Origin of the sequence: Ancylobacter gelatini, assembly GCF_022601675.1 — a bacterium.
Taxonomy (GTDB): domain Bacteria; phylum Pseudomonadota; class Alphaproteobacteria; order Rhizobiales; family Xanthobacteraceae; genus Ancylobacter; species Ancylobacter gelatini.
Genome location: NZ_JAKVIL010000001.1, coordinates 35709 through 51834 on the forward strand (window position 1 = coordinate 35709; position 16126 = coordinate 51834).

Annotated in this window: 9 protein-coding genes; 4 read left to right on the forward strand and 5 right to left on the reverse strand. The window is 68.1% G+C overall.

Annotated elements, in window-relative coordinates:
• Positions 1 to 22 precede the first annotated feature (22 nt).
• Positions 23 to 6499, reverse strand: coding sequence for an apolipoprotein A-IV repeat region-like domain-containing protein (locus MKI84_RS00175; RefSeq protein WP_241615959.1), 6477 nt, complete (start codon positions 6497 to 6499; stop codon positions 23 to 25).
• A gap of 382 nt (positions 6500 to 6881) precedes the next feature.
• Between MKI84_RS00175 and MKI84_RS00180 the strand changes: the two genes are divergently transcribed.
• A complete protein-coding gene (locus MKI84_RS00180) occupies positions 6882 to 7202 on the forward strand; it encodes a 2Fe-2S iron-sulfur cluster-binding protein (protein ID WP_241615960.1) in 321 nt (106 codons plus the stop codon).
• Between the two features lie 13 nt (positions 7203 to 7215).
• Here the strand turns inward: MKI84_RS00180 and MKI84_RS00185 are convergent, their stop codons facing one another.
• The 3 genes from MKI84_RS00185 to MKI84_RS00195 are packed head-to-tail and all read right to left on the reverse strand — an operon-like array spanning position 7216 to position 10238.
• Positions 7216 to 8253 (reverse strand): YcjF family protein, encoded by a 1038-nt coding sequence (locus MKI84_RS00185; RefSeq protein ID WP_241615961.1) that lies wholly within the window; start codon positions 8251 to 8253, stop codon positions 7216 to 7218.
• A gap of 4 nt (positions 8254 to 8257) precedes the next feature.
• Positions 8258 to 9721 (reverse strand): YcjX family GTP-binding protein, encoded by a 1464-nt coding sequence (locus MKI84_RS00190; protein ID WP_241615962.1) that lies wholly within the window; start codon positions 9719 to 9721, stop codon positions 8258 to 8260.
• A 4-nt stretch (positions 9722 to 9725) separates the two neighbouring features.
• Positions 9726 to 10238, reverse strand: a complete 513-nt coding sequence (locus MKI84_RS00195) for a SixA phosphatase family protein (protein WP_241615963.1) — start codon at positions 10236 to 10238, stop codon at positions 9726 to 9728.
• A 257-nt stretch (positions 10239 to 10495) separates the two neighbouring features.
• On the opposite strand from MKI84_RS00195, the gene MKI84_RS00200 reads away from it, so the two are divergent.
• On the forward strand, positions 10496 to 11299 hold the full coding sequence (locus MKI84_RS00200; protein ID WP_241615964.1) for a MipA/OmpV family protein: 804 nt from the start codon (positions 10496 to 10498) through the stop codon (positions 11297 to 11299).
• Between the two features lie 400 nt (positions 11300 to 11699).
• A complete protein-coding gene (dksA, locus tag MKI84_RS00205; protein ID WP_241615965.1) occupies positions 11700 to 12116 on the forward strand; it encodes an RNA polymerase-binding protein DksA in 417 nt (138 codons plus the stop codon).
• Between the two features lie 96 nt (positions 12117 to 12212).
• Here the strand turns inward: dksA and MKI84_RS00210 are convergent, their stop codons facing one another.
• Complete coding sequence (locus tag MKI84_RS00210; RefSeq protein ID WP_241615966.1) at positions 12213 to 13217, reverse strand: flagellar biosynthetic protein FliO; 1005 nt, start codon at positions 13215 to 13217, stop codon at positions 12213 to 12215.
• Between the two features lie 262 nt (positions 13218 to 13479).
• On the opposite strand from MKI84_RS00210, the gene cckA reads away from it, so the two are divergent.
• The gene (gene cckA, locus MKI84_RS00215) at positions 13480 to 15996 is read left to right on the forward strand and encodes a cell cycle histidine kinase CckA (RefSeq protein ID WP_241615967.1); all 2517 of its coding nucleotides are present in this window, start codon (positions 13480 to 13482) and stop codon (positions 15994 to 15996) included.
• Positions 15997 to 16126: the final 130 nt, after the last annotated feature.

Here is a 16126-nt window from a genome sequence, read left to right on the forward strand (position 1 = left end):
AGGGCGCCCGGCTCGTCCGCCGTCAGTCGAAGCGACCGGCGGCATGGGCGAGCAGAGTGTAGACCTTGCCGGTGTCCGAGGTCAGGTAGGTGCGGGTCATCTGCTGGCTGCGATCGTCGCGAGCCACCTGTTCCAGCAGACGCTCGAACTCGACGATGTAACGGTCCACCGTGTCGCGGAATTCGAGATCGCGGCGGTACTTGCGGCGGATTTCCTCGAAGGTCTGCTGGCCCTGCATGGTGTAGAGCCGGCGGGTGAACACGTTGCGCTCACCCTTCTTGTAGCGCTCCCACAGATCCACGGCGGCCTCGTGGTCGATCATCCGTGCGATGTCGAGCGAGAGCGAATCCAGCGACTCGATGGTGTGGTGCACCGGCCGCTCGACCTGCCCGCCACGCGCCTCATTGCCGCGCGCCGGGGCACGGGACGAGGCCGGGGCGAAGGACTGGCCGTCGCCGTCCGATGCGCGGGCGAGCAGATCGGAGAGCCAGCCGCTCTGCTGGCCTTCCGCGCCGCGCGCGGGCGGATTGGCCGGGGCCGGGCGGCGGCCGGCCGGGGCCTGCTGCGGAGCGGGGGCGGCGGGGCGGCGGACCGCCGGCTCATATTGCTGCGCGCCGGCAGGCTGGCGCGGGGCGACCGGCGCACGCGGCGGCTCGCTGCGCGCCGCCGGCGCGGCGACTCTGGCCGGAGCGGCGGCCGCAACCGGACGCGCCGGCTGGCTCGTTGCCGGCTGAGCGGCGGGCTTGGCGACCGCAGCTTTGGCGGCGGCAGGCTGCTGAACCGGAGCCTGGACCCGCGCCGGCGCGGCGGCAACCGGCGCCGCAGCGACCGGAGCCGGCGCGGGGGGAGCAACGGCAACCGGCTGCGCGGGAGCGGGAGCCGGGGCCTTGGCTCGCGGCGGTTCGGCGTCGAAGGCGCGGCCATGACGGGCCACGATCTCGTTGAGTTCAGCGAGTGCCTTGATCTGCTCGGCGACGGTTCGGCGCATCGCGGAGGCGCTGGCTTCGGTCTCCTCGGGCAGTTCCATCACCCCGCGCTTGAGTTCCTCGCGCGTGGTCTCCAGCACGCTGTGAATGTCGGCGGCGGAGGCGCGCAGTTCCTGCGTGGCCGTGGTGAAGCCCTGATTAGCCTGCTCCATCAGCGTCTTAACTTCGCTGACCGCCTGATCATAGGTGGCGCGGAGCTGGGCGAGGGTACGCTCACGCTCGGCATCAGCCGTGGCGCGAATCTCTTCCTGCTGCTTGACCAGCGTGGAGGTTGAGTTCTGCGCCGTGTCCAGAATGGCGCGGGAGATTTCCTCGGCTCGGCTCTCCGCCTTGCCGAAGGTTTCCTCCAACCGGCTGGTGTACTGCGCGACGCGCCCGTCCAGATCGGAGGTGCGGGCGTTGATCTGCTCGGCGAGGGCGAGCAGGGCCTCGTGGCGCCCGCCCAGTGTCTCGTCGAGGTTCTCATGCGCCGAGCCGAGCGCAGTGGCGACGGCGGTGATGACGCCTGCCTGCTCGTTGAAGCTCTGGCTGAGCGAGGCCACGTCCTGCAGCACTTCGGTCGAGACAGAGCGCAGGTTGCGGATCTGTTCGTCCATGCGGCTGGAGGCGAGGCGGCTGGCCTCCTCGACATTGGCCACGGTGCTGTGGAAGGAGCCGAGGCGATCGGTGATGGCGCTCTCGATCGCGGCCAGATTGGTCGCGGAGCCGGCAAGCACGTCCTGAAGCTGGACGTTGACGCTGCCGAGCCGCTCCAGAAGCGTGGAGACGTCGTTGGTCAGCGCGTCATTCGTCGCGGCGATCTCGGCGACGGCGGCGCGCCCGCTCTGCGCGATCGCGTCCACAAGGCCGGAGCCGCGCCCGTCGAGGGCTGCGGTGAACTCATCGCCGAGGCGCTGGAGTTCGGACGAGGCATATTCCGTCGTCTGGCGCGCGACGTCGACGATGGAACTGCCACGGCCTTCCAGATTGGCCGCAAGCTCGTCACCGAGGCGCTGGAGTTCGGAGGAGGCGAATTCCGTGGTCTGGCGCGCGGCCTGGACGATGGAGCTGCCACGGCCTTCCAGATTGGCAGCCAACTCCTCGCCGAGGCGCTGGAGTTCGGAGGACGCGTATTCCGTCGACTGGCGGGCCGCTTCGACGATGGTGTTGCCGCGCCCGTCAAGGGCAGCGGTCAGCTCATCGCTGAGGCGCTGGAACTCGGAGGACGCATAGTCCGTGGTCTGGCGCGCGGCGTCGATGATCGAGCTGCCACGGCCTTCCAGATTGGCGGCCAGTTCCTCACCAAGGCGCTGGAGTTCGGACGAGGCGAATTCCGTGGTCTGGCGCGCGGCGTCGACGATGGAACTGCCACGGCCTTCCAAATTGGCGGCAAGCTCGTCGCCGAGGCGCTGGAGTTCAGAGGACGCGTATTCCGTCGACTGGCGGGCGGCTTCGACAATGGTGTTGCCGCGCCCGTCAAGGGCGGCGGTCAGTTCATCGCTGAGGCGCTGGAACTCGGAGGACGCATAGTCCGTGGTCTGGCGAGCGGCGTCGATGATCGAGCTGCCGCGGCCATCCAGCGTTGCGACGAAGCTGTCGCTGACCCGCTGGAGTTCGGCGGAGGCGAATTCGGCGGTCTGGCGCGCGGCATCGACCATGGAACTGCCACGCCCGTCGAGCGCTCCGACGAACTCCTCGCTGACGCGCTTCAGTTCGGTGGAGGTGAACTCGGCGGTCTGGCGGGCGGCATCGACGATGGTCGAGCCCCGCTCGTCCAGCGCACGGACGAAGGTCTCGGTGAGCTGGGCGAACTCCGCGGAGGTGACGCTGGAGGTCTGGCGCACCGCGTCGACCAGGGTCGAGCCGCGTCCATCGAATTCGGAGATAAGCGCGTCGCTGGCGCGGGCAATCTCGTCGGCAACCTGGCCGCTGACCTGACGAACAGTGTCCACGAGGTTGGAGCCGCGTCCGTCGAATTCGGTCAGCAGATTGTCGCCGGCACGGGCGATCTCGCCGGTGACCTGGGTGCTGATTTCGCGCAGGGCGGTGACGACATCGCCGCTCTGGCCGTTGAGGTGGGTCAGCAGGTCGTCGCCAACGCGGGCCATCTCGGTGGCGGTCGCGTTCGAGGAGCGCTGGAAGGCGTCGAGAATATCCGCTGTGCGGGCTTCCACGGTGCCGAGCACGTCCTCGCTGAGGCGGGTGATCTGTTCCGCCCGGCCGCCGGTCGCCGCCTCGAAGGCCGAAACGATGACCTCGGAACGCTGCTCCAGCGTGTGCAGAAGGTCTTCGCTGGCCCGCATGACATCTTCGATCGCCCCGTTGCGGGTGGTGTCGAGCGCGCGGACCAGATTGTCACGATGGTCGTCAATGGCCGTCAGCAGGTCGCCGCTGGCGCGGGTGATCTCGGTGGTGATGCCGATGCTGCGGTCTTCGAGCGCAGTCAGCAGGCCATTGCCGCGCTCGTCCATGATGCGCGCGATTTCCTCGGTGCGCTGGTCGAACAGGGTCGAAACCTCGCCGGCGCGGTCGGCCAGCGTGCGGCTCACATTGTCGACCAGCGAGGTGAGGCTCTCCTCGATGCCGCCGGCCTCGTTGCGAAGCTGGCCGGCCACGGCGCCGATGCGCTGGCCCAGCAGGTCGGCCATGGCCGCCCCACGGACCTCGACCGAAGTGGCGACGCTTTCGATGCGCCCGACCACGGTCTCCTCGAAGCGGTTGACACGGGTGTCCAGGCTGGAGGCGATCTCCGCCGCGCGGCCGGCGAGCACGCGGTCGGCATGCTCGATGCGCTGGGACAGCTGTTCGGTGACGGCGCTCGCGCGGTCGTCGAAGAAATTGGTGAGGACGTCGAGCGACCGGTTCATCGCGTCGTTCGCGTTGCGGGCACCGTCGGTGAGGGTGCGGGCCGCCACGTCCATGCGGTCGCTCATCGACTCGGTCACGGCTTCCGCGTGCTGGCTGAAGAAGCCGTCCAGCACGTCCAGCGACTTCTCCATCGCCTCGGTGGCAAGGCGCGCGCCTTCGCTCATGGTCTGGGCGAATTCGGTCGTGCGGCCGGCGAGCGTCTCGTTGAGGCCCTCGACACCGCGGTCGAGCACACCCTCGATATTGGCGAGGCGCAGGTCGAGCGAGGAGGCAATCTGCTCGGCCTTGATCGTGACCTTGTCGTCGAAGCCGGAGAGCGAGACGTCGATACCGCGCGAGATGGTGTCGACCTGTTCGTTGATGCGCATGACGATGCCGTTGCCGTGGGTCTGCAGCACGGTATCGAAATCGCGCAGGCCGTCGACGATCTGCCGGCCGAGCATCGCGGAATCCGCTCCGATGCGCTCGGCAAGTTCGCCGCCGCGGACCGAGAGCGTCTCTTCCAGCGCCTTGAGGCGGTTGTCGAGCATGTCGCGGACGGAATCGCCCTTGTTGCCGATCTCGTTGGACAGGCCTTCGGCGGTCTCGCGGAACTGCTCGGTGACGCGGGTGCCGCGCGTCGCGATGGTCTGGGCCACCTCGGCGCCGATCTGGGAGAGCTGGTCGCTCATGGCGTTGCCGCGATAGGCGAGGTCCTGCGACAGGCGCTCGGCGGATTCGGCGAGCGCGTCATGAACGTCGGCGCCGGCATGCGAGAGCTGATGGACGACGCGCTGGCCGGTCTCGCCGAGCAGGCGCTCCAGTTCGCCGCCGCGCACGGCGATGGTCTCATAGATGCGGTTGCCGGTATCGGCGATGCGGTCGGCAAGGTCGTCGCCGCGCACGGTGATCGTCTCGGCGACACGCGAGCCGGTTTCCTCCAGCTTGCGCACGACGTCCCCGCCGCGCACCGACATGTCGAGAACCAGCGCTTCGCCGGTGCTCTTCAGGGTCTGGTTCACCTCGGTGGCGCGGACGGCGATCTCGTCGGCGAGGCGCGTACCGGTATTCACCAGCGCGTCGGTGATCTCGTCGGAGCGGGCGGTGAGCGTCTCGGTGAGGTTCAGCGTGGTGGCGGTGAGCTTCTCGCCCATCTCCTCGGTGCGCGTGGTGACGACGTTGGAGAGCTCGGACGCGGTCTCAAGCAGCCGGGCGCCGATCTCGTCGGTGCGCGCGGCGAGATTCGTGGTGAGGTCGGCGGTGACGCCGGACAGGCGGGTGGTGATCTCGTCGGTCTGGGTGGTCAGCGTCGTGATCAGGTGCTCGCTGGCGTCCGAGAGGTTGGTGTTGACCTCGGAGCCGGTGGCCTGAAGGCGATCGATCAGGTCGCCGCCCTTGTCGGTGAGGGCGTCGATGATGGTGTCGCCGACGCGGCCGAGCGCCAGCGTGATGTGCTCGCCCTTCTCGGACAGCGTGCCGGTCACGCGATCAGCGGCCTCCATCACCGTCGAGTTGATGCGCTCGCTGACGCCGTCGACCTCGTGGGAGAACGAGTAATGCGCGCTGGTGATCGCCTCGCGGATGTGGTCGGCATGGCTGAGAATGCCCTCGCGCTCGTGCTGGAGGCGCTCCAGCAGGTTGCGCATGCGGGCTTCGTTTTCCTCATAGGCCTGTTCGAGGACCGAAACCTCGCTGCGGACCATCGCTTCCAGCTCGCCGGCGCGGGCGATGGTGCGTTCCATGCCGTCGCCGATGGACGCCACTTCGCGGCGCACCACCTGGCCGACATTCACGACATCGTCGGTTGCGACCGGAGCGGGCTCGGCGAGGCGCATGGCGACCTGCGCCATGGACTGCGCGACCATCCGCATTTCCTGCATGCGGCTGACCATGGAGCCGAGCACGAAGAACAGGGCCGGCGGCACGGTGAGGCCGGCGACCAGCGCCAGCAGCGAGGGCGAGCTCAGAAGATCGCTGAACGAGGTCTGGGTCGCGGAGAGGTTGGTATAAGCCAACAGAGCCCCGGCGCCGATCCAGGCAGCCGAGGCGGCGCCAGCGACGATATAGGGTGTGGGCGACGGGCGGCGCTGCAGCGCGCCGAGAAGCTGGCCTATGGTCTGGCGGTCGTCATTGGCCGCGGGGTGGCTCGGCGCCGCGGGGCGCTTGGCATTTTTCCGGGCGCGCTTCGGCTCCTCCTCGACGGCGGGGGCCGGGGAAGCCATCGGGGCGGGAACAACCGGGGGAAGGGCGAACGCGTCGTCCTGCGCCTCATGCGCGCCGAGGGGCTGCGTGTCGTCGAGCTGGTCGGCGACCTCGGCGAATTCGTGCTCGAAATCGAAGTCCACCTGATCGGGCGAAGGCATTTCGATCTCGGGAGCGGCGGCCACCGGTTCCGGCTCGCCGGTGAGGACGACCTCGGGGGCCTCGTCGATATGACCGAACAGGTCGCTCTCGGTGAGGAAGGGCACGCCTTGGTCAGAGCCGAGCTCGTCGTCGAAATCCGAGCGCGTGCGCACCTCGATGCGCGGCGCCAACGGCTCGCGTGCAGGGGGCAGATCGAAATCGTCGCGGGGCTGGTGTGCCGCGTCGTCGTCCTGCGTGTTCAGGTCCAGGCTCAGGGCTTCCTCGATTGCCGACAGCGCGGCCTCCGCGGGATCCTGATAAACCTTCTTCGTGCTCGTCGACATCGGCCTTAGCCTCCGGTCCGTACGCTACTCCGACCGGCTTACGCCGTCGGGCCGGGGTTGTGAGGGACGAACCTGCCTGGCCTTGCCGGAAACCGATCCGACGCCGGGGAACTCCCCGGAGGTGCAATGCCAAGCAATGTCAGTCCACCGCAGCTTTATCCTACGCTCTTGCGCTCAAAAAATGGAACTGGGGTTAACAGGCGTCTTGACGTTATCGTTAACGAGCTGTTCACCATGCCGGTTAAGGAACGATTCGGATCCGTAGCAAAGCTGACGGGTGGAGGGTTTCCGCGCTGACGAGGTGCTGGCATTCGTGCGCGGGGGTCGCTATCTAGAAGACCTCACCTTGTAGTTCTTCAAGTTTGTTCAAAATCCGGATGCCATGCCCAAGGTTACCTATATAGACGCCGCCGACGTCTCTCGGACGGTGGAGGCAGCCGTCGGCTCCACTGTGATGGAAGCGGCCATCCGCAATGGCGTGCCCGGCATCGATGCCGAATGTGGCGGTGCCTGTGCCTGCGCGACCTGTCATGTCTATGTCGACGACGCGTGGGCCGCGGCGACCGGCGAGCCGGGGCCGATGGAAGAGGACATGCTCGACTTCGCCTCGGACGTGAAGCCGACCTCCCGCCTGTCCTGCCAGATCAAGCTGACCGACGCGCTGGACGGGCTGGTGGTGCGCACGCCCGAACATCAGGGCTAAGGCCGGGCCTGGCCTATTCCCGCGCCTTGGCCTCCTCGTCCTTCACCTTCTGCGGCAGCAGGCCCGACGCCACATCGCTGAGCGCCGGGGCCGGCAGGGCGGCGAAGGGCAGGGGGCGCGTCACCTCGATGGCGGCCAGGCCGAGCCGCGCGGTCAGCAGGCCATTGACCACGCCCTCGCCGAGCCGGGCCGAGAGCTTGGCCGCGATGCCGTGGCCGACCACCTGCTGGATGAGCGAATCCCCCGCCGCCATGCCGCCCGTCACGGCCAGATGGGCGATGACCTGCCGGAACAGCCGGAACATGCCCAGAGCGCCCGGGCGCCCGCCATAAAGCAGCGCCAGCCGGCGGATCAGACCCACGGCGGTGATGAGCACGAAGAACAGGTCGACCGCCGCGCGGGGCGACACTGCCGTGACCACCGAGACGCGCTTGGCGGCGGATGACACCAGCGCCGTCGCTTCGGCGTCGAGCGGAGCCATGAGGTGGCGCTCGGCGAGCCGCACCAGATCGGCGCCGTCGATGATCTCACCAAGATGCCCTGCCAGTTCGGTGCGTGCACGGAACAGGCGCGGCGAGGTCTTGGCGAGGGCGATAAGCTCGCGCGTCACCGCCTCCGCGCGGGGCCGGTCGTCCTTCTCGATGGCGAAGGTGGCATCCTCGCGCAGCTTGTTCAGCGTGCGCAGCCGCATCAGCCCGAACATTTCGCGCCCGAGAATAACCAGGCTCGCCAGTATGAACGCGCCGGCAAAAGCAAGGCCCGTATAGCCGAGCCAGTCGGCGCGGGCGAACAGGTCCTCGATCAGCTTGGAGACGGCGAGGCCGACACCCATGCTGACAAGGCCGCCCAACCCGGTCCAGAACAGCGTGCCCCAACGCGAGCCCTTGGGGGGAGGGGCGGGCAGCGGGATGTCCTCGACGGTTTCCGGCAATTGCGGGGCGGGAGTTACGATCACGGCGCCGCGCGGGGCGGGACGGCCGTCCTCCGCCAGCACGACGCCGGGGTCGTCGAGACGGAACGCCTGCGGGCGTCGATGGGTGCGCTCGTTCATGTGCTCACTTCAACCGGTCGCCGATCAGGAATTCCATCGCCCGATCGAGGCGGATATGGGGAATCGGCAGGGGAAGGCCGGCGGCATTGCGCTCCACCAGCGGTGGGCGGAAGCGCAAAAAGCGGAAATCGCCGCCATCCGCCTCCGATAGCCCCTTGAAGCCGAGCTTGGGATCAAACAGCTCGGCGGGGCTCTCCGGCAGGTCGCCGGGGAACACCGCCGCCTCTGCCAGCCCGTCGAACTGATCGGCACCGTATTGCCCGGCTTCCGGCACGCCGATGATCGCCGGCAGGCTGGCGCGACCGCGCTTCACATCGGCCTCGCGGGTCGCCCGCACGGCCGAGAGCGCCACCACGTCGATCTCCGCGCCCGCGCCTTCCGCCCGCGCCAGCGCCCGCTCGACGAGGCGGCGCAGGATCGCCTCCAGACGGTCATGGCTGCCATGGTGCAGATGATCGGCCTTGGTGGCGGCGAACAGCACCCGGCCGATGCGGTGGCGGAACAGGGCGGAGAGCCAGGAATTGCGCCCTGTGCGGAATGCCGCGAGGATACCATCGAGCGCGGCTTCGAGGTCGGCCAGCGCCGCCGGGCCGGCATTAAGCGCGGTCAACAGGTCGATCAGCACGATCTGCCGGTCGAGCCGGGCGAAATGATCGCGGAAGAACGGACGCACCACCCTGTCCTTATAGGCCTCGTAGCGCCGCTCCATCATTGCGGCGAGTGAGTTGGGCGGAGCGGCGTTGCCGTCATAGAGGTCGATCGGCGCAAAGGTGAGGGCGGGCGACCCCGCAAGGTCGCCCGGCATCAGGAAGCGTCCGGGCGGCAAAAGGCTCATCGACACCTGCTCGGCGCGGCAGGCGGCGAGATAATCGGTGAACAGCGAGGCGAGCCGCCGGGCAGCGCCCTCATCGGCGGGCGCCTCCGGTTCGACATGGTTCATGGCGTCCAGGAACGGTGCCGCCAGCGCGCGGCGGGCCGGGGCGCGGGCGAGGCGCAGGCTCTCCGCCGCGAAATCGGCATAGGAGCGCTCAAGCAGCGGCAAATCGAGCAGCCACTCGCCGGGATAGTCCACGATGTCGAGCGTGAGCACGCTCTTGCCGCCCCGTGCGGGGGCATAGTCGATGGCAAGGCGCAGTTCGCTGATGCGGCTGGTCGATTCCGGCCAGCGGCGCTCGTCGACCAGTGTGGCGAGATGGCCCTCATAGTCGAAGCGCGGCACGGCGTCGTCCGGCTGCGGCTCCAGCCGCGCTCCGGCGATCCGTCCCTCATGCATGGCGCGGAACACCGGGAAGCGGCCGCCGCGGGTCAGCGCATGGATGAGTGCGGTGGTGAACACGGTCTTGCCCGAGCGCGACAGGCCGGTAATGCCCAATCGCAGGGTCGGATTGGTCAGTTCCTCCGCGCGGTCCAGCAATGTCAGCGCGGTCAGGCGGGCCTCGTCGATCAGGCTGTCGTACCAGGACGGCAAGAGCTCAATCCTCCGCGACGCCAAGCGAGCGCGGCGTGATGAAACGCTCCAGCCGCCCGCTGCCGGCTGTGATGTCGGACCAGCTGGCCGCGTCGAAATCGAGCACGGCGAGCGCGCCGGTCGGGTATTTTCCCGGCATCAGCGCCCGTTCGGTGCGCGGCAGCAGGCGCGCGGCGAGGTCCTCCATTCCAGGATTATGGCCAACCAGCAGCAGTGGGGAAACGTCGCCCTGCTGGGCGATGACACCAAGCAGGCGTTCGGCCGGCGCCTCGTAGATCGCTTCCTCATAGGCTGCCGGCGGCTCGTTGTGCCAGGCGCCCAGAACATGGGCCCAGGTCTCAAGCGTCCGCCGGGCCGGGGAAACCAGAACGCGGGAGGGCGCCAAGCCCTCGCGCGCCATATAGGCGCCGACGGCGGGCGCGGCGCGCCGGCCACGCGGCGACAGGGGACGGTCGCGATCCGCGACGCCGACGGGCCAGGCCGATTTCGCATGGCGCAGGAGCAGGAGACGAAGCATGGGCGGGGTGCTCGATCTTGGGACGCTGGCGGAACTGCCTGCATCATATAGGCAGCCGCGCGGCAATTGCGCGCCCTCGCGGCCATGGCGGTAAAACTCGACGGAAACGAAGGCTTTACGACGACGTGACTTTTCGGCAACCACAAGCGAGTGAACGTGATGTATTACAAGTCATGTCGTGCTCGATAGGGTTGGGTGAGATGCGGTCGTTCGGCGTTGCGGGTCTTGTTGTTGCGGGTGCTCTGGGGTTCGCCTCCATGGCGCAGGCTGCCGATATGGCGGCGGTCGAACCCATGGTGGTGAAGGCCGAGCCGACGCTGGATCGCCAGTGGACGCTGACTTTGGGCGCGTATCTCAAGGTCCAGCCGGAATTCATGGGCTCGGACGATTACGAGTTCGCGGCGAGCCCGATCTTCAGCATCACCCGTGCCGACCGCCTCAGCCGGTTCCAGAGCTACATGGATCGCCCGAGCATCGCGTTGTTCGATAGCGGGGTTTTCGAGGCCGGCATCACCGGCGCCATGGTGTGGAAGCGCGATTCCAGCGATTCGAACAAGCTGCTCGGCCTGTCGAGCATCGATTATGCCTATGAGGCTGGCGGTTACCTGCAGTGGTACCCGATGGATTGGCTGCGCCTGCGCGGCGAAGTCGTGTACGGCTTCGGCGGCTATGAAGGCGTGGTGGCGAATTTCGCGGCCGATGCGATCTATTTCTCCGACTATTTCGGCGGCATGACCCTGTCCGCCGGCCCGCGCCTCACGCTGGCCAGCTCGGGCTTCGTGGACACCTATTTCGGCATCACGCCGGAAGAATCCGCTCTGGCCACCGCGCTCGGCAACAGCCTGTCTCCCTATGAAGCCGGTGGCGGCGTCTATTCTGTCGGCTTCGGCGGCCAGATCGTAAAGCGCTTCACCCCGAACATCACCGGCAAGGTGTTCGCCGAGTACGAGTACCTGACCGGCGATGCCGCCGACAGCCCGCTGGTGGTTCAGAACGGCGACCGTAACCAGTTCCAGGCCGGCGTCGGTCTGTCCTACACCTTCTTCCTCGGCTTCGAGTGAGGCTGGCGCGCGGACCGCGAATCGCGCGGGTCCGCCGGGCTGATGAGCCTGATAATCTGATTTGAATGGGCGCGGTCCTTCGGGGTCGCGCCTGTTTTTTGTTCGTGGCGTTTGCCGCGCCATACCCGGATGGGGCGGTCCCACTCCGGGATTCGCCCTTGGGCCGACGGCCGGTCGTGGCGTCTCGATTTCCGCTTTTCGTTCATTTTCCGCAGGTTGTGCCGCCCCGCCGGGCGGTCGCGGCCGGGTGCGCGAGGCTGCCCGGTTTCGCCGCGCAAGCTGCTGAAAAATCCAGCATTTCATGTCGTGTGGATGACAATCAGAAATGTTGTATGGGGCAAGCGATGAGAATATAAGCTCGGCGCAAGAGGGCACCCCCGGAACACGAGGACGAAGGCCGATGTCGGTTGTAATCGACGAGGAGTATCGCCCCCGAGAGGACGAGCCTTTCATGAACGAGCGGCAGCGGGAGTATTTCCGCCACAAGCTGCTCCAGTGGAAGGATGACATCCTGCGCGAGGCGAAAGAGACGCTTCAGCATCTTCAGGACGAGAATCAGAACCACCCCGACATCGCTGATCGGGCATCTTCCGAAACCGACCGGGCCATCGAATTGCGGGCCCGCGACCGCCAACGCAAGCTGATCGCCAAGATCGACGCGGCGCTGGATCGCATCGACGACGGTTCCTATGGCTATTGCGAGGAAACCGGGGATCCGATCTCGCTCAAGCGGCTCGAAGCCCGCCCGATCGCTACGCTGTCGATCGAGGCGCAGGAGCGCCATGAGCGCCGCGAGCGGGTCTATCGCGACGATTGATCTTTTCGGAAGCGGCCGGCTCTGCCGGAGGCTTTGGATGTGAAAAAGGCGGTCCTGCCGGCATGGCAGGGCCGCCTTTTCTTATTCGAGGTCCTCTCAGGGCCGGCGAGGGCGGCCGAGAATGCTGGCCATCTCCAGCTCGAAGCTGTCCTCGGCCGTCACCGTCGGGATCGGGGCCGGCGAAGGCGCGCCGGTCTGCGCGGTCACCGCATTGGGTGGCAGCACCTCGGGCGGAGCATGGCCGCCGCCGGCGCTTTCCGGCGGGAGGATTTCCGGTATGGCGGGGGCCGGCGCGGCGTTGTCCGCCGCGAAGGGCCGCGGCACGTCCATGGGCGGGGTCTTCACCGCCGGGGACGGGGCGGTCATGCGCTCGGGTGCGATGTCAGCCGGCAAGGAGGTTGCGCGTCGGGGCGCGGATTCCTGCGCGACGGGCAGCGGCCGGCGCAGCGTTTCCTCAAGCTCATCGACCATGCCGGCGAAGTACGGGTCGAGCTTGACCGCCACACGCGGCGCGGGCGGAGCCGCTTCCGCAGGAGCGAGCGTGGGCTGCGCACGCGGGGCCGGCGCGGGGCGATCGGCGGCAGCGGGCGGAGCCAGCGGGCGGTCCGGGACGGCCTGTGTCCGCGGTGCGGGCTCCGGCCGGCGGGCGGCGAGAGGCGCAGGCATGGGTTCCGGCGCCGGGCGCGTGGGGGCCACCGGCGGTTCCTGCCGGGGCGCCGGTGTGGGCGGGGCGACCGGCGCGGGCTCAACGGCGACGACAGGCTCGGGCCGGGCGGGGGCTGGCCGGGCCTGGACGTTCGGCGGCGAGGCGAGCGTGACCTGCGCCGCGCCAATGCCGGCCTCGACCAGGAAATCGCTTCCGCCGCCGAGGATGACGAGATGCTGCACCTCATCGCGCTGGATCAGCACCAGCCGGCGCTGGTCGTCGATGGGAACCTGTTCCAGCACGGCGAGACGGTGGCCGGGATCGCGGTGCTGGCCGTGGCGGCGCGAGCGCCGGCCCAGCATCACGACGATGATGGCGAGAAGCACCAGCCCGACAAAGGCCAGAAAAGCACCGCCGAGACCCGACAGGTCGGTTAGTGCGGACAATATCTGCATGGTTTCTCAACCGCTCCCGTTCGATCGTCGCGCAAGTGACCGCTTCCCGGCGGCCGTCCTCGCGCCGCGTCCTTTTTGTCGTGCAAAGCCGGGCTCGGCAAGTGCGCGCGCCCCGGCATGGTTATGACTCGCGCCGCGTTGGGCGGGAAGCCGTGCAATCGCCGCTTGCTCCCGCCTGCCGCGTCAGGCACCAAGAAGCGAGGGATGAATCGTCTCCTGTTGTTCGCTCGACCCGAGCGGACAGGAGATTTCTGGCGTGGACATGGCGGACAGCGGAACCGACGATCTGAGGCACGATCGACCGGAAATCGGTGGCAGCATCCGGCTGGTGCTGGCGGTTGCGCTCGCTCTGGTCGGCGCCGTCGTGTCGCTGCTGCTGCTGGGGCGCGACCGCGCCGACCCGTGGATCATCGGCCTGCTGACCTTGCTGGCGGTGGCGGGCGTGTTCGCGCTGTTCGCCTATGCAACCGGGCTGCTGCGCTTCGGGCTCGCCGAACCGCGCGACGAACTGGCGCGGCGCATCGTCGACAGCGCCGCCGAGGGTATGAGCATCGTCGACCCGCTTGGCCGCGTGCTCTACGCCAATCCACGCTATCGCGACATTACCGGCGCGGCGAGCGAGGACGAGGTGCGCCCGATCGAGCGCCTGTTCACAAGCGATCCCGACGCGTCCGAGGCGGTGTACCGGCTCGCGCAGGGCGTGCGCGAAGGCAAGGCGCTGACCGAAGAGGTGCGGATTGCCGGCCTGCCGGACCAGCCGGCGCGCTGGCTCAAGCTCGGCGCACGACCGGCCCATTCCACCCGCGCCGGCCGCGCCGTGGTGTGGACGGTGAGCGACCTCACGCGCGAGCGTGAGCGGCAGGAGAGCGCCTTTCTCGAACTCCAGCACGCCATCGATTATCTCGACCACGCCCCGGCCGGCTTCTTCTCGGCCGCGGGCGGGGCGATCCACTACATCAACGCCACGCTGGTCGACTGGCTCGGCTACGACCTCGCCGAATTCGGGCCCGGCGGGCTTTCGGTCGCGGACATCGTGCCCGGCGCGGCGGCGACGCTGCTGACCGGCATGGCGCCGGCGCCGGGTGGGGTGCGGACCGAGGTGATCGACCTCGACCTCAAGCGCAAGAATGGCCAGCGGCTGCCGGTGCGGCTTTGGCACCGCGTGGCCTTTGCGGCCGACGGCACGCCGGGCGCCTCGCGCACGCTTGTGGTCGACCGCTCCCACGGTGACAGCCAGCAAGACCCGCTGCGCGCCGCCGAGGTGCGCTTCGCGCGCTTCTTCCACAATTCGCCCATAGCCATCGCCGCCATAGACGGGCGGGGGCGGATCGTGCGCGCAAACGCCATGTTCGCGCGGCTATTCGGTGGCCCCAATTCCGAGGCCGGCCGGCCCATCGTCCGTATTTTCGGCGAACCCGCGCAGGCGGGCTTCAGCGAGGCAGCCGAGCTTGCGCTGAAGGGCCAGACCCCACCCGGCCCGGTGGACGTGGTGCTCGACCGCGAGAGCGGACGCTCGGCGCGGTTCTACCTCTCGCCGGTGAAGGACGGCGAGGCCGAGGGCGAGGCGGCGATCGTCTACGCCATCGAGACCACCGAGCAGCGCGCGCTGGAGGCGCAATTCGCGCAGAGCCAGAAGATGCAGGCGGTCGGCCAGCTCGCCGGCGGCGTGGCGCATGACTTCAACAATGTGCTGACCGCGATCATCGGCTATTCCGACCTGCTGCTGGCCAATTCGCGCCCCACCGACCCGTCCTTCCAGGACGTGATGCAGATCAAGCAGAACGCCAATCGCGCCGCCGGGCTGGTGCGCCAGTTGCTGGCCTTCTCGCGCCGCCAGACTCTGCGCCCGCAGGTGCTGAACCTCGGCGACGTGATGAGCGACCTGTCGATGCTGCTGCGGCGCCTGCTCGGCGAGATGGTGAAGCTGGAGGTCAAGGAAGGGCGCGACCTGTGGCCGGTGAAGGCCGATCTCAACCAGTTCGAGCAGGTCATCGTCAATCTGGCGGTGAATGCGCGCGACGCCATGCCGGATGGTGGCAGCCTGACCATCCGCACCATCAATGTGCCGGCGAGCGATGCCGCCGACTATGCCGAGGCCGGCCTGCCGCACGCTGACCATGTGCTGGTCGAGGTGGCGGATACCGGCTCGGGCATTCCCGCCGACGTTATCGACAAGATTTTCGAGCCGTTCTTCACCACCAAGGAGGTCGGCAAGGGCACGGGGCTCGGCCTGTCGACCGTTTATGGCATCGTCAAGCAGACCGGCGGCACGTTGCAGGTGGAAAGCGAACCGGGACGGGGCTCGGTCTTCCGTGTCTTCCTGCCGCGCCATGTGCCTGAGGTCGTCGAGATTCCCGTCAAGGCGGCCGAGCCGGAAGCTCCTGCCAAGCCGGCGGACCTTACCGGGCGCGGCACGCTGCTGCTGGTCGAGGATGAGGAGGCGGTGCGCGCCTTCGCCGCCCGCGCGCTTGCCTCGCGCGGCTATCAGGTGCTGGAAGCCGGCTCGGGCATTGAGGCGCTGGAAGTGATGGCCGAGCACGGCGACGAGGTGAAGCTGGTGCTCTCCGACGTGGTGATGCCGGAAATGGATGGGCCTTCCCTGTTGAAGGAATTGCGCGCGGCCAATCCCGACATCAAGGTGATATTCATGTCGGGATATGCGGAAGAGGCGTTCGCCAAGAACCTGCCGCAGGGCGCCGCTTTCGGCTTCTTGCCAAAACCCTTTACGTTGAAGCAACTTATTGAGACGGTAAAAGAAAATATCGGCCGCAACGACTAGAGCCCTTCCGATCGGGCGACGCCACCTGATCGACAGGAAAGTGCGCTGGATTCGATCCGCCGGCGCATTTTCTCTTCGCGAAACCCGGTCAAGTTTCGCGCAGAATGCTCTAGGCTACCCCCTCAGACCA

What these genes read in the sequence shown, in the direction of transcription:
- cckA (WP_241615967.1), top strand. Translation starts at nt 13,480, where the DNA reads ATGGCGGACAGCGGAACCGACGATCTGAGGCACGATCGACCGGAAATC.
- MKI84_RS00175 (WP_241615959.1), bottom strand. Translation starts at nt 6,499, where the DNA reads ATGTCGACGAGCACGAAGAAGGTTTATCAGGATCCCGCGGAGGCCGCG.
- MKI84_RS00195 (WP_241615963.1), bottom strand. Translation starts at nt 10,238, where the DNA reads ATGCTTCGTCTCCTGCTCCTGCGCCATGCGAAATCGGCCTGGCCCGTC.
- MKI84_RS00180 (WP_241615960.1), top strand. Translation starts at nt 6,882, where the DNA reads ATGCCCAAGGTTACCTATATAGACGCCGCCGACGTCTCTCGGACGGTG.
- MKI84_RS00185 (WP_241615961.1), bottom strand. Translation starts at nt 8,253, where the DNA reads ATGAACGAGCGCACCCATCGACGCCCGCAGGCGTTCCGTCTCGACGAC.
- MKI84_RS00200 (WP_241615964.1), top strand. Translation starts at nt 10,496, where the DNA reads ATGGCGCAGGCTGCCGATATGGCGGCGGTCGAACCCATGGTGGTGAAG.
- MKI84_RS00210 (WP_241615966.1), bottom strand. Translation starts at nt 13,217, where the DNA reads ATGCAGATATTGTCCGCACTAACCGACCTGTCGGGTCTCGGCGGTGCT.
- dksA (WP_241615965.1), top strand. Translation starts at nt 11,700, where the DNA reads ATGTCGGTTGTAATCGACGAGGAGTATCGCCCCCGAGAGGACGAGCCT.